Consider the following 13568-nt stretch of genomic DNA (forward strand, 5'->3'; position numbering starts at 1 on the left):
GCCCGGTTTCCGGCGGGCTTGAGCCGACACTCCACTTCGGAGGTCAGGGAAGACAGCCCACATCGCACAGGATTGGATCAGGTCACTTCATGAATAAATCAGCCGTTGTACTCTTGGGTTTTGTTGCCGCCGTCGGCGTGGTCAGTGCCGGTGGTGCCTGGTACACCGGCAGCCAGTTGGAAGGGGTGTTGAAAACCTCGATCGAAGACGCGAACAAGGAAATGGAACGCTCCCTGGCCGGCGTCGATGGCCGCATGACCCTGGAGATGGTCTCCCTGGATCGTGGCTGGTTCAGCAGCACCGGCCACTTCCGCCTCAAGGCGCAAGGCGCGGTGTTCGGTGAGCAGTTCAAAGACAGTGAGTTGCTGTTTGTCGACAATATCGAACACGGCCCGCTGCCGTTTTCGCGCCTGATGAGCCTCAAGTTGTGGCCGGTGCTGGCTTCCAGCCATCTGGCCCTTGAGAAAAACCCGACCACCGAAAAATGGTTCGCTGCCACCAAAGACGTGTCGCCTATCAAAGGTGTGGCCAACATCGGCTTCAACCGTTCGGTGAACGGCACGCTGGAACTGCTGCCCCTGGAGTTCAAGGACGCCACCAACAGCGTCAACTTCTCCGGCATGAAGCTCGACTTCTTCAACACTGCCAAAGGCGAAGAGATCAAGGTTGACGGCTATATGGACGCCTTCAAGATCTCCCTGGTCGACCCCAAAGGTGCACCGTTCCAGGCCGAGCTCAATGGCCTGACGCTGGCGAGCAACCTGTCCAAGACCAACTTCGGGTTCTACATCGGCAAGAACACCGTCGGGCTGAGCAACAGCAAGTTCACTTTTGGCCCGCAGCAAGCTGTGCTGAACATCAAGGGCTTCGAGCAGAAAGACAGCAGCGACACCCAAGACAACAACATGCAGGGTCGCGTTGATTACAAAATCACCGAGATCACTTACCAGGGCAAACCCGTGGGTTCGGCAGCCATGGCGATCAGCATGAAAAACATCGACGTGCCGGCGGCGATGGTGCTGACCAAGCTGTATCAGGACAAGATGCAACCGGTGCAGGCCGCTCAGGCGGCTGGGCAGCCGATCCCCGAGCTGCAATTGAGCGAAGCCGAGCAAGCGCTGGCCCAGACCAACGTTGAACAACTGTTGGCCGCCAAGCCACAAGTGGCCCTGGAAAACCTGTCCCTCAAGACCGCCAACGGCGAAAGCCGCTTCAGCCTGGTGGTGGACATGACCAAACCGTCCACCATGGAACTGCCACCTGTTGAGCTGGGCAAGCAGATCATCACGCTGCTCGATGCCAACCTGACCCTGTCCAAGCCGATGATTGGCGATGTTGCCGCCCTGCAAGCGCAGATCGATGGCGTGACCGATCCGAAAGCCATTGAGCAGCAGTCCCAGATGGCCAGCGAGATGCTCAGCGGCATGGCCGTTGGCACACAACTGGCGACCCTGGAAGGCAACGACATCCTGGCCAAGCTGCACTACGCCAACAATGAAGTGACCTTCAACGGCCAGAAAATGACCGTCGAGCAGTTCATCGGCGGCGTACTGGGCAAACTGGGTGCGGTCAGCGGCGCGCAGTAAGCCTCTGTAGGCCGGCACCGACCCAAAATGTGGGAGCGGGCTTGCTCGCGAATGCGGTGGGTCAGTCATGGATATGTTGACTGATACACCGCATTCGCGAGCAAGCCCGCTCCCACATCTGATCTCCATTGGCTTGTAGGGCGATTCTGAACAATTGTCCTGATTTGTCCTATTCCGTACCCTTCTCAGGGATATTGCGCACAGGAAAGCTTGGCCGGGTCATCAGACACCGGCGGCCTGATGCGTGTTGTACAGGCGAACCTATCGCTACAGCTTTCCAAGTAAGGAAGCTGACGACATGCTGCGTAACCTCTCACCCACCGGCCCTGGCCGATTGCGTCTACTGATCGGCGCTGCCTTGCTGCTGCCGACCCTGGCCGTGGCCGATCCTGCCTATGATTCGCTGATTCGCCAGGCCCGTACCGGCAACTACACCCCGGCACTCAACCTGCTGCGCCAATTGCCTGCCGAACGCCAGACTTCCGGCCAGGTCAGCGACCACCTGCTGATCGCCAGTTGGGCGCGCCAGGATGACGAAGTACTCAAGGTCTATGAGACCCAGGGTCGCCAGCGCCAACTGACCACCCAAGCATTGACCACCGTGGCCCGCACCTACCGCAATCAACAGCGCTGGGCGCCTGCCGAGGCTGTGTATCGCCAGGCATTGCTGCGTGAACCGAACAACCCGGACCTGCAACTGGGCCTGGCCCTGACCCTGGCCGATGGTGGCAAAGCCGCCGAAGCCGTACAGCGCGCCCGCACCCTGGTGGCGGCCAAGCCCGAGGATGTCGAGCGGCGCATGGCCCTGGGCTACGCGTTGTCCCGGGCCGGGCAGACCTTCGACTCATTGTTCGAGTTTGACCAAGCCTTTATCCGCGCAGGCAACCGGCCTGACGTGGTGCGCGAATACCTGATTGCCCTGCAACGTGCACGTATGCCGGAACCGGCCCTGCGCCTGAGTGCGCGCCACCCCGGCCTGCTGGACCCGGTGACCCAGCGCCGCCTGGAAGGTGACCTGGCGGCCGAGCGTGTGCGCCTGGCTGAATTCCCTACGCGCAGTGAAAGCGAACGTTTTGTGATCGCCGACCGCGCCCTCAAGGATTACGACCGACTGATCGCCACCTGGGCCCCGGACGCCAGTGCCCATGACGATGTGGTGCGCTGGCGCATCGACCGGATGGGTGCGCTCAAGGCCCGTGCACGTACCGCCGAGGTGATCCACGACTACGAGGCCTTGCAAGCTCAAGACGTGCAACTGCCCGGCTACGCCCTGCGCTGGGTGGCCGCCGCCTACCTCGATCAACGCCTGCCGGAAAAGGCTGCGCCGCTGTTTCGCCAAGCGGTGGCAGCGCCAGACGCCGACCCCAGCAACCAAGTGGTAGACAGCACCGCGCTGTACTACTCCCTGCTGGAAAACGATCAGACCGGCGAGGCCCGCGCCGTCGCAAACGACTTGGCGAGCACGCAAAAGCCTCGGGTTGAACTCAAGGGGCTGCCCCTCGGCAACCCCAACGACGCGTGGCTGGCCGCCCAGCAACTGGCGGCCCAGGCCGCGACCTACGGCGCCGATCTGCCCACCAGTGAAAAAAGCCTGGAGAACCTGGTGCGCACCTCGCCCGGCAATGTCGGCATGCGTGTGGCCCAGGCGGACATGTTCCGCGCCCGCGCCTGGCCGCGGCGTGCCGAAATTGCCCTCAAGGATGCGGAAAACCAGAACCCCCGCCATATCGACCTGGAAGTCTCCCAAGGCTACAACGCGCTGGAGCTGCAGGAGTGGCGCCAGCTTGATGTGCTCGCCGATGACGTGGTCGACCGCGCCCCGGAAAATCGCCAGGTCCAACGCCTCCAGCGCCTGCGCAAGGTGCATGAAATGGCTGAACTGCGCATCGAAGCCGAGACCGGTAAAAGTCATGGCGGCGGGGCGGTGTCGGGTAGCCGCGACTGGGGCATCGAAACCCTGCTCTACAGCCCGCCCATCGATGAAGACTGGCGGATATTCGGCGGTATCGGCTACGCCACCGCCGACTTTGAAGAAGGCACTGGCCACCACCGCTGGCAGCGCCTGGGTGTGGAGCGGCGCACCCGCGACATGACCCTGGAGGCCGAAGTCTCCAATCACTCCTACGGCAAAGGCACCAAGCAGGGCGCACGCCTGGCGATTGCGCGTGACATCAACGACCACTGGCAGTACGGGGGCAGTCTTGACTACCTGGCCGCCAGCACACCGTTGCGTGCGCTCAATGCCAACGTCACGGCCAATGGCGGCAGCGGGTTTATCCGTTGGCGCGCCAACGAGAGCCGTGAGTGGAGACTGGCGCTGAGCCCGTCCCACTTCAGCGACGGCAACGACCGTGTCGAGGCGCTGCTCAGCGGCCGTGAGGGCGTCTACCGCTCGCCGGGCGTGCAAGTGGACCTTGGCCTGGAAGTCGCCGCCAGCCGCAACAGCAAGGAAGAAGCCGCGTATTTCAACCCGCGTTCAGACTTCAGCGTGCTCCCCACGGTGAACGTCAACCATGTGCTCTATCACCGCTACGAAACCCAGTGGAGTCAGCAGTTCCAGGCCGGTGCGGGCACCTACAGCCAGCGCGATTACTCAACCGGCGCCATTGGTTTGCTCAGTTACGGCCAGCGTTATCGCTGGAACGACGTACTGGAAACCGGCGCCAACCTGAGCTGGATCAACCGACCTTATGACGGTCAGCGCGAAAGCGATGTGCGCCTGCTCGTCGACCTCACTTACCGTTTCTAGAAGAGTCCGATCATGACCCTTGTTTCCCGTTGCCTGCTGGCCCTGGGTTTTTTGCTGAGCAGTGCCTGTGCCCAGTCCCCCGCGCCTTTTACGCCACCTGCTGAACGACTCAAACCGGTCAACGAAGCGCCGTGGCCGAAAAACCATTTCCTGGGCATTGCCTACCACGATGTCAACGACCGTGATCCCGACCAGAGAGTGGTGGCGGTGCGTACCGAACGCTTGATCGAACAGTTGTCCTGGCTGCGCGAGAACGGCTACCAGGCGGTCAGCGTCGATCAGGTCCTTGCCGCCCGCGCCGGCGGGCCACAGTTGCCGCCCAAAGCCGTCATGCTCAGCTTTGACGACGGCTATTCGAGCTTCTACACCCGCGTGATGCCGATCCTGCGTGCCTACCAGTGGCCTGCGGTGCTGGCGCCGGTGGGCAGTTGGGTCGACACGCCGTTGAACCAACCGGTGGATTTTGCCGGTGTGCCGCGTGAGCGCGGGGAGTTTTTGACCTGGCAACAAGTGCGCGAAGTGGCGCAATCGGGCCTGGTGGAAATCGCCGCGCATACCGACGCCCTTCACAAAGGTGTGCTGGCCAATCCCCAGGGCAACATGGAGCCGGCCGCCGCCACTCGGCGCTATGACCCGGTCACCCGCAGCTATGAGCCCGAAGCGCAGTTCCAGGCGCGGATGCGCGCCGACGTCGCGGCGATTTCCAATAAGATCCGCGCCGTTACCGGCAAGGCCCCGCGTGTGTGGGTCTGGCCATACGGGGCGGCGGACGGCACCTCCCTGGCGGTGGTGGGCGAGCAGGGTTACCAGATGGCCCTGACCCTGGAGGACGGCCTCGACAACCTCGGCAACTTGATGAGCAGCCCGCGCTTTCTAGTGGACAACGACCCGTACGGCGAGGACTTCGCCAACAGCATGGTCTCGGCGCAGGTCAAAGCGCCGATGCGCGTGCTGCATGTGGACCTGGATCAGGTCTACGACCCGGACAAGGCGCAAGAAGTGCGCAACCTCGACGCATTGGTCCAGCGCGTGCTGGACATGGGCGTCGACACCGTGTTCCTCCAGGCGTTCGCCGATCCCAAGGGCGATGGCCTGGCGCGTTCGCTGTACTTCCCCAACCGCCATTTGCCGATGCGTGCCGACCTGTTCAACCGTGTCAGTTGGCAGTTGCACACCCGTGGCGGCCTGGTCAAAGTCTACGCATGGATGCCCGTGCTCAGCTTTGCCCTGGACCCCAAGCTGCCCCGCGTCAGCCGTTGGGACCCGGCCACCGGCAAGGTGGCCGTCGACCCGAAGCAGTACCAGCGGCTGTCGCCGTTCGATCCCAAGGTGCGCAAAATCATCGGTGAGATCTACGAAGACCTCGCCCGTACCAGCGCTATCCACGGCGTGTTGTTTCACGACGACGCCGTGCTTTCGGACTTTGAAGACGCAAGCCCCCAAGCCCTGAAAACCTACGCAGCCAACGGCCTGCCGGGTAGCATTCAGGCACTGCGCGCCGACCCTGAGGTGATGCAGCGCTGGACCCGTTTCAAGAGCCGCTACCTGATCGACTTCACCCATGAGCTGACCGCCAAGGTCCGCACCCTGCGCGGGCCGGAAGTGCTCACCGCGCGCAACATCTTCGCCGAACCGATGCTCAACCCGGCCAGCGAAGCCTGGTTTGCGCAGAACCTCGACGACTTCCTCCAGCACTACGACTGGACCGCGCCGATGGCGATGCCATTGATGGAAGGTCAGTCGCTGAAAAACTCCAACGCGTGGCTGGAAAAACTCGTGGCCACAGTCAAGGCTCGGCCCGGTGCGATGCAGCGCACGGTCTTCGAGTTGCAGGCCAAGGATTGGCGCACCCCGGCCGCACCGGATCTTTCCGGCGCGCAAATGGCCGAGTGGATGGGCGTGCTCAAGCGCCAGGGCGCCAGCAGTTTTGGCTACTACCCCGACAACTTCCTGGAGAATTCGCCGGATCTGAACACCGTGCGTCCGGCCCTTTCCAACAAATGGAATCCTTGACTCATGTTCGACAGAATCCTAGCTCTTCTCGTTTTGGCGTTGGTGTTGGGTGTGCCCCTGGGCCTGATCTTCCTGGTCACCGGGCAGTTCCTGATGGAATTCGTGTTTTTCTACCCGTTGTTCATGTCCGGGCTGTGGATCGCCGGCGGCCTGTACTTCTGGCTGCACTGGGAGCGCCACTGGCCATGGGCCGATGACACCCCGGCGCCGGTGCTCAAGGGCGAACCGCTGATCTCGATCCTGATCCCTTGCTACAACGAAGGCGACAACGCCGCCGAGACCATTGGCGCGGCGCTGGCCCAGCAGTACCGCAACATCGAAGTGATCGCGATCAATGACGGCTCCAGCGACAACACCGCTGCCGTACTCGACGCCCTGGCGTTGAATGAGCCGCGCTTGCGCGTGCTGCATCTGGCGCAAAACCAGGGCAAGGCGGTGGCACTGCGCATGGGCGCCGTTGCGGCCCATAGCGAATACCTGGTGTGCATCGACGGCGACGCCTTGCTCGACCGCAACGCGGCGGCTTACCTGGTGGCGCCGATGCTCGACAACCCACGGCTTGGCGCGGTGACCGGCAACCCTCGGATCCGCACGCGCTCGACCTTGATCGGCCGGGTGCAGGTGGGCGAGTTCTCTTCGATCATCGGCTTGATCAAGCGTACCCAGCGAGTGTTCGGGCGGATCTTCACCGTCTCCGGCGTGGTGGTGGCGTTTCGGCGGGCGGCCCTGGACCGGGTCGACTACTGGAGCACCGACATGATCACCGAAGACATCGACGTGAGCTGGAAGCTGCAACTGGACCACTGGAGCATCTTCTACGAGCCGCGTGCGCTGTGCTGGATCTTGATGCCGGAAACCCTCGGCGGCCTGTGGAAACAGCGCCTGCGCTGGGCCCAGGGCGGCGCCGAAGTGCTGTTCAAGAACATTCGCGGGATCTGGCAATGGCGCCACCGCTACCTGTGGCCGTTGCTGTTCGAATACTGCCTGTCCACGGGCTGGGCCTTCACCTTCCTGTTGTCGGTGATCTTCTGGGGCGTGGGCAAAGTCGTGCCGTTGCCCGAGGCGATTGCCGTCGGCTCGCTGATGCCACCGGCCTTCACCGGCTTGCTGCTGGCGGTGGTGTGCCTGGTGCAATTTGCCGTGAGCATCATGATCGACCGGCGCTACGAGCGCGGCCTGTGGAAAACCCTGTTCTGGACCGTCTGGTACCCGCTGGTGTTCTGGCTGGTGAGCCTGTTCACCACCCTGGTCAGCTTCCCCAAAGTCCTGTTCCGCCAACATCAGAAACGCGCGCGCTGGGTCAGCCCGGATCGCGGCATCAAGGCACCTGCCAAGGAAGTGAACCCATGAACCTGATCCGCACCCCACAGCGGCCTGTGATGCAGGCCATCGATATTTTCCTGACCCTGATGGCCTGGGCCGGCCTGGTGCTCCTGCTGGTGCGCGGGTTGGTGCCGATGCTCGATAGCAACGGCGGCCCACGTATCGATGCACCGATCTTCGCCGCGCTGAACACCTTGCAGATCTATCTGTGGATCGCCCTGTTCAATGCGGTGCTGCTGATCAGTTGGGCGCGCTACCAACAACGGCGCGGCAAGCAATTTGCCCAGCGGCGTGCGGCGACCAAGGCGCTGAGTGACCACGGCTTGAGCGAGAGCTTCCGCCTGGCGGCTGGCGAGCTTGAGCAACTGCGCCGACCGGGGGTGTTGGTGATTCATAACGATCAGGAGGGCGGGGTGCAGGCGGTGACGTCGCATGATTCCCGTGAGGTGCGGCGGCCAGAGTTGAAACTGGTGGTAGGGCAAGATAGCTAGGTGAAGTGGGGAAAACTATTTAGCTGTAGGGGGAGTCTGTAAATTTTTAGGAGGTTTCCTATTTGGTTCGTTCGGCGGCTCCATGATAATCACGGTGTTAACCCGACTTAAAGCGGTTTTTGCTTAACGTCTAATGAGTAATTGGTTGTTATTAATCAATTAATCGCCTATCCAGATGAGTACTTCGCTCAACTAAAAACGCTGGGTGCCGACAATCTGTTCGCCACTGATCACTGGCCTGCTCAATACACGGCTCACCGGTCAGGGGCAGGTGCTCGAATAGGCCGTTGCGGTTTTATACCTGGCGTCGCCGAGATAGTGGGTGGATTTGCCCGTCATACATGGAGTTTTATATGAAGCCAAAGCCGTTTAAAAAAAGCCTGTTGGCTTTGATCGTTGGGGCAATCAGTACCCAAGTGCTGGCGGTTGAAGTGGATGTTGGCCAAGGCAAGAGCACCTTGAACGGCGGGATATTTAGTGAATCACTGACCTTCACCGGAACGGTAACTCAGCCCACGAACGTGACCGCTAGCCAAGGCATTAGCAATTGGATGGGAGTGAGTGTCGCCGATACGAGAATTCAGGGTTCGTTGATCAATCGTGCAGATATTATTTTGGATGGTCAGGGTCGCGATATCCGAGGGTTTGCCGTGGACCCATCGCTGCAACTGACTGCCAATCCAGGGAGTAGCACCGTCACTGGTGATGTTATCCAGGCAGCTAACATCACCCAGAGTAACGGGGCGTTTCAAGCTTTTGAGATTGGTGCTACTACGATTGGCGGGAGCGTGATCAACTCCGGGACCATCCAATCCACAGCCCCAGTATCCAATCCCTGGACTTTTCGCGATGGTATTCGGTTGCATGGCACCACGGTGGCGGGGGACGTTTCCAATACCGGCGTGGTACGAATGACGGGAGTTAACTCGCTTGCTATGGTGCTGGACCGAGGAGGCCTCTCCCCAATCAGCATCGGCGGCAATATTCTCAACTCCGGTACGTTGTCTGTCACGGGCGACGACTCCTGGGCTTTCGAGGTGGAAACCCCTACATCTCCCTTGAGGATCGAAAACAGTGGCCTGATTTCCGCGAACGGCGCAGCTACCGCTGGAGTGGTGTTTTATGACGGCACTGTCGATTACATCCTCAACACCGGCACGATCGAAGCAAAAGGCGAAAAGGCTGATGCTTTTGACTTCCACGGAGCAACTTTCGCTCAGAACAGTGCGCCCGGCTCTCGCGGTATCGTCAACCGAGGCATCATCAGTGCCGATGGCGTAGCCATTTATGCCGATATTGACGAGCAAACCTCCCCCTTCGAAATCAACCAGCAAGCCGGTGAAATTCGTAGCAATTCCGGCACGGCCATCGATGCTGCCAACCTGGCGAGCCTGAACTGGAGTGGCGGTAAAATCGTCGGTGATGTGCTCGGTGTCACGGGTGTGAATATCACCGGTCAGGCGGACTTTACCGGCAAGAGCATTGCCAGCCCGGTGTCGATCAATGCAGGTTCGTTGAACCTGTCTGACGCCGGCACCGCGATCACTGGCGACTTGAATGTAGCCAGCGGCGCCGGGGTTGATATGCGCCTGTCCAACAGCGTTGTGCCGACCACGCCGTACCTGACAGTCAGCGGTGCAGCGAATTTCGCCCAGGGCTCCAACGTGACCTTGAGCGCCAAGCCCGGTGATTTCACCGCCGTGCCTAGCGGTATTGAATACACCCTGCTGCAAGCCTCCAGCGTGCAAAACAACGGCCTGACGGTCGCCAGTAGCTCGTCGTTGCTGGATGTATTCAGCTACTCGGCCGATGCGCAAACCGTCAAGGCGGTGGTGGGCTTGAAGAGCGATGAGCAGGTGCAGGAGGATCTGGGCGGCGTAGGTGCTGGCGCGGCGTCGGTCACTGCACTCAACGAGCTGAAGAACGAGGTGTTGGGGCAACTGAGCGAGGACGACGCGGTGTTCCAGGCCGTGGCCAACGCCGGCACTGCCCAGCAATTGGCGCAGATTGGCGAACAGCTCAAGCCGGACGTGAACCGTGGCGCGCTGGACGTGGCCCTGTCTGGGCAGACCGTGATCAACGGCGCGATCCTCAATCGCCTGGCCGGTCAGCGCGATGGCAGTGAGCGTGGCGGTGTATGGGTGCAGGGTCTGAGCAGCAACATGGACCAGGACGGTCGCGGTGGCGATAACGGTTACTCGGCCAACAGCAGCGGTATGGCGGTAGGTGTGGACGGTCGCTTGAACGACGCCACCACTGTGGGTGCGGCGTACAGCTACCTCAACTCCAACATTCACTCGGACCTGGGCAACAAGACCGAAGTGCAGGGCAATGCCCTGTCGCTGTACGGCAACTGGTCGCTGCAAAACTGGTTTGTCGATGGCAGCCTGAGCTACGGCTTCAACGACAACGACAGCAAGCGCCACGTCGCTGGCACCACGGCCAAGGGCAGCTACGACAGCCGGGCGTTGTCGGCCAGCGTGTTGGGCGGCTACAGCTTCAAGCCGTCGGGCAGCGTGCTGATCGAACCGCGTGTAGCGGCGCGTTATTCCAGCGTGCGTATGGATGGTTTCAATGAGAAGGGCTCTTCGGCAGCGCTCAGCACGGGTTCGCAGCGCTATGAAGTGGGCGAGTTGGGGGCGGGCGTGCGCTTGGCGGGCAACCTGCCGTTGGGCGCCGGTACCCTGCAACCGGAAGCGACCTTGATGGCCTATCACGACCTGATGGGTGATCGCGTGGCGCAGACGTCGAGCTTTGTAAACGGTGGCTCGACGTTCAGCGTGACCGGCGCATCGGTAGCGCGTGACAGCTATGAAGCCAGCGTGGGCGTGAACTACCAAGTCTCGGCGTTCAGCGTCGGCGCCAGCTACACCCGTCAGGCCCGCAGCGGGTTTGATGCCGATGGGGTGATGATTAAAGCGCGCTACGCGTTCTAAGTAAAAATGGGGTCAGACGATGATTGAACTTTTAATCGTGGTCTGATCCCATTCCGCGCAAGATTTTCATCAATAAGGACGTTCCGTGCTCAAAATCTTCATCAAGGTCGCCGCCCTCATCGCAACATTATCGATGACTGGCTGCGTCTCCTATACCGTCACCGGCCCGTTGGGCGCTCCGCTTCATCCTGCGTCAGTCAGCAACCCCCGCGCGGCGCAGGTTGCCGATGTCACGGTTGCCATCCCTGGCGCTGACGAGGCAACCCGTACAGCCATCAGCCGCTCGCTTACGATGCAGCTCAACCAGTACGTCAAGGCGGGTGGGTACTTCAAGCAGGTCACCGAGTACCCCGTGCGCCTGGGGGAGAACGATGTGGTGCTCAAGTTCAACATGACGTCTCTCAAGGGCCATCGCGCTCCGCATCCTGCCTATATCCCCGGCGCGTTGTTGACCCTGACGATCTGGATCTGGGTGAACGGGCCGATTTATGTGGACAGCTTCGATGTGGCGGGGGACCTGGTGATCGTCGACCGTGACGGCAAAGAGCTGGCGGCGGCTAAGGAACAGATCAAGTTTGAGCATAACGTCGGCCTGTACGGACGCGAGTACTGGTCACCGGTAATGGGCGCCAAGCAACTGAATGAACTGGTTTCAAAACTGCTCGCTACCGCCACCGCGAAGTTGGCAACACCTCAGCTCAAGGGAGAATGAACATGATGGGTTTGCTCAAGCGCAGTTGGGTGCTCGCCGCTGTTTTGCTGACGGGGTGCGTGTCCTATTCGCAGCACGAATTGCCGCCGGTCCAGGCCTGGCCGCCAACGGCCAATGCCCCACAGCAAAAGCCAACGGTGTACGTGCGTACCACGGCCATGAACCAGGTCAACGGTGGCCCGGCCAATACCGCGACGGGTGCAGCGGCGGCGGTTGCGGAAACGACGGTTGCCGAGGGTTTTCGTCAGTCTGGGCGTTTTGCGCGGGTCAGTACGGATAAGGTCGAGTCGGACCTCTATGTCGAAGCCTCGTTGTACAACAATGAACAGTTCAGCATGGCTTCGGCCATCATCACGGGTGTGACGTTCTTCATCATCCCCTCAACGGCTAAGAATACCTTCACCCTGGAGACTGTATTCAAGGACAAGGACGGCAAAGAGCTGGGCCGTGTACGCAAGAGCGAATCGGTGCGCACCTGGATGCAATTGTTGTTGATCGTCGCCGTTCCTTTCCGGCAGGACACGCGTGAGATCGTAGAGGCGTTGACCCGCAGTACGCTGGATGAAGCGGTGCAGCGCCGCTTGTTGTAAGGCGAATGGGGCGGTACTGGAGCGCCCCTTTTTTATTTATGAACGCTGCGGACTCAACTGTCGCTCAATCACATCCATCAAGTCGCAGCCATCGGACAGGCCAAAGGTGGGTAACATGGTCGCGAACTTATACAAATATCGGCACGGCATTGGCCTGGTCTTACTCCTGGCTGCGCTACTCAATGGCTTTCTACGATTTGACGGTAGCTGGAAGCGCTTTTTCCTCATGGTGCTGGTGCAGCTGTGGTTTGGCCAGGCGGTCTACAACTATGCGCGAGGCGCCAGGGTGGCCATCGCGCCGGGCGGCATGAGTAAGGATGCCGACCCTGCGCAGCGCATTCCCGTCCCCGCAACCCTGTAGGAGCGAGCTTGCTCGCGAAGCACGTAAACGATAACGCTCACTTGTCGAATGAACGCGTCGCCTGGGCGTTTTTCGCGAGCAAGCTCGCTCCTACAGGAACCTGCCCGCTGCACCTACCAGGACGAAACAACTTGAGAACCGCTCTCAACCCCGTAAAATGCCGCAGCACTTAATCAGGGATGAATTCGAAGATGCGCGTTTTTGCCTTACTGCTGGCACTGTCCTTCCTGGCCGGCTGTGCTTCCAAGCCCCCGTACTACATCTCTCCAGCGCCCGTGACCATTCCCAAGAACGCCACGTATTGGCTCGATACCTTCGACGTTGAGGTGGTGGGCAAGAACGAACGCTTCCTGTCGGATGACAAGGTTCGCCAGCAACTGGGTATCGACCTGGTCGACCGCTTGCTCAAGGCCAAGCGCTACGCCACGAGCAAGGAAAAGGCCGACTACCTGTTGGATGTGAGCGTTATCTATACGCGGCGTATTCAAGATACGAAGGGCGGTTTCATGACGACCATCGTCGATGACAACACCATCCTGGCCAGTGTCGATTTCAACTATCAGGTCAAGGTCAAGAAGGCCGATGCCCAGGTGCTGCATTTTTCCCAGGCTCGCCAAGGGCTGATGCCATCTGGGTACAAGGGCGACTGGCAGAACATGAAAACCATGGCCGGGGTGCTGACCAACAGCGGCAACTCTAATGTAGAGACCTTCTACACCGGCGCGCTTAGCCGTTTTATCGTTGACGATCTGCGCGGTATTCCATCGCGATAGCGTTACCTGCGGCCTCGATTTACCACTTAGGAGC

Annotated in this window: 10 protein-coding genes; all 10 read left to right on the top strand. The window is 60.7% G+C overall.

Features of this window, described 5'->3' with window-relative positions; all coding sequences use genetic code 11:
• Positions 1-89 precede the first annotated feature (89 nt).
• Positions 90-1586 carry a YdgA family protein gene (locus BFQ03_RS20980; RefSeq protein WP_065943949.1) on the top strand — a complete coding sequence of 499 codons (1497 nt, stop codon included), beginning with the start codon at positions 90-92 and terminating at the stop codon, positions 1584-1586.
• Between the two features lie 298 nt (positions 1587-1884).
• A complete protein-coding gene (gene pgaA, locus BFQ03_RS20985; RefSeq protein WP_065943950.1) occupies positions 1885-4335 on the top strand; it encodes a poly-beta-1,6 N-acetyl-D-glucosamine export porin PgaA in 2451 nt (816 codons plus the stop codon).
• 12 nt (positions 4336-4347) lie between these two features.
• The gene (pgaB, locus tag BFQ03_RS20990; protein ID WP_032856498.1) at positions 4348-6348 is read left to right on the top strand and encodes a poly-beta-1,6-N-acetyl-D-glucosamine N-deacetylase PgaB; all 2001 of its coding nucleotides are present in this window, start codon (positions 4348-4350) and stop codon (positions 6346-6348) included.
• 3 nt (positions 6349-6351) lie between these two features.
• Positions 6352-7698, top strand: coding sequence for a poly-beta-1,6-N-acetyl-D-glucosamine synthase (gene pgaC / locus BFQ03_RS20995; RefSeq protein ID WP_065943951.1), 1347 nt, complete (start codon positions 6352-6354; stop codon positions 7696-7698).
• A complete protein-coding gene (gene pgaD, locus BFQ03_RS21000) occupies positions 7695-8162 on the top strand; it encodes a poly-beta-1,6-N-acetyl-D-glucosamine biosynthesis protein PgaD (protein WP_065943952.1) in 468 nt (155 codons plus the stop codon). Before pgaC ends, pgaD begins: the two co-directional genes overlap by 4 nt.
• Before the next feature lie 353 nt (positions 8163-8515).
• Positions 8516-11098, top strand: coding sequence for an autotransporter family protein (locus BFQ03_RS21005; protein WP_065943953.1), 2583 nt, complete (start codon positions 8516-8518; stop codon positions 11096-11098).
• An 85-nt stretch (positions 11099-11183) separates the two neighbouring features.
• Positions 11184-11810, top strand: a complete 627-nt coding sequence (locus BFQ03_RS21010) for a hypothetical protein (RefSeq protein ID WP_032856501.1) — start codon at positions 11184-11186, stop codon at positions 11808-11810.
• A gap of 2 nt (positions 11811-11812) precedes the next feature.
• Entirely contained in the window at positions 11813-12400 is a 588-nt protein-coding gene (locus BFQ03_RS21015; protein WP_032856502.1) for a hypothetical protein, read from the top strand.
• Between the two features lie 115 nt (positions 12401-12515).
• Positions 12516-12761: a hypothetical protein gene (locus BFQ03_RS21020; RefSeq protein ID WP_050593281.1), complete on the top strand. Its 246-nt coding sequence runs from the start codon at positions 12516-12518 to the stop codon at positions 12759-12761.
• A 191-nt stretch (positions 12762-12952) separates the two neighbouring features.
• Complete coding sequence (locus BFQ03_RS21025) at positions 12953-13534, top strand: hypothetical protein (protein ID WP_032856503.1); 582 nt, start codon at positions 12953-12955, stop codon at positions 13532-13534.
• Positions 13535-13568: the final 34 nt, after the last annotated feature.

Origin of the sequence: Pseudomonas sp. 25 R 14, assembly GCF_900004755.1 — a bacterium.
Lineage (GTDB): Bacteria > Pseudomonadota > Gammaproteobacteria > Pseudomonadales > Pseudomonadaceae > Aquipseudomonas > Aquipseudomonas brenneri.

What these genes read in the sequence shown, in the direction of transcription:
- BFQ03_RS21005 (WP_065943953.1), top strand. Translation starts at nt 8,516, where the DNA reads ATGAAGCCAAAGCCGTTTAAAAAAAGCCTGTTGGCTTTGATCGTTGGG.
- BFQ03_RS20980 (WP_065943949.1), top strand. Translation starts at nt 90, where the DNA reads ATGAATAAATCAGCCGTTGTACTCTTGGGTTTTGTTGCCGCCGTCGGC.
- BFQ03_RS21025 (WP_032856503.1), top strand. Translation starts at nt 12,953, where the DNA reads ATGCGCGTTTTTGCCTTACTGCTGGCACTGTCCTTCCTGGCCGGCTGT.
- pgaD (WP_065943952.1), top strand. Translation starts at nt 7,695, where the DNA reads ATGAACCTGATCCGCACCCCACAGCGGCCTGTGATGCAGGCCATCGAT.
- pgaB (WP_032856498.1), top strand. Translation starts at nt 4,348, where the DNA reads ATGACCCTTGTTTCCCGTTGCCTGCTGGCCCTGGGTTTTTTGCTGAGC.
- BFQ03_RS21015 (WP_032856502.1), top strand. Translation starts at nt 11,813, where the DNA reads ATGATGGGTTTGCTCAAGCGCAGTTGGGTGCTCGCCGCTGTTTTGCTG.
- BFQ03_RS21020 (WP_050593281.1), top strand. Translation starts at nt 12,516, where the DNA reads ATGGTCGCGAACTTATACAAATATCGGCACGGCATTGGCCTGGTCTTA.
- pgaA (WP_065943950.1), top strand. Translation starts at nt 1,885, where the DNA reads ATGCTGCGTAACCTCTCACCCACCGGCCCTGGCCGATTGCGTCTACTG.
- pgaC (WP_065943951.1), top strand. Translation starts at nt 6,352, where the DNA reads ATGTTCGACAGAATCCTAGCTCTTCTCGTTTTGGCGTTGGTGTTGGGT.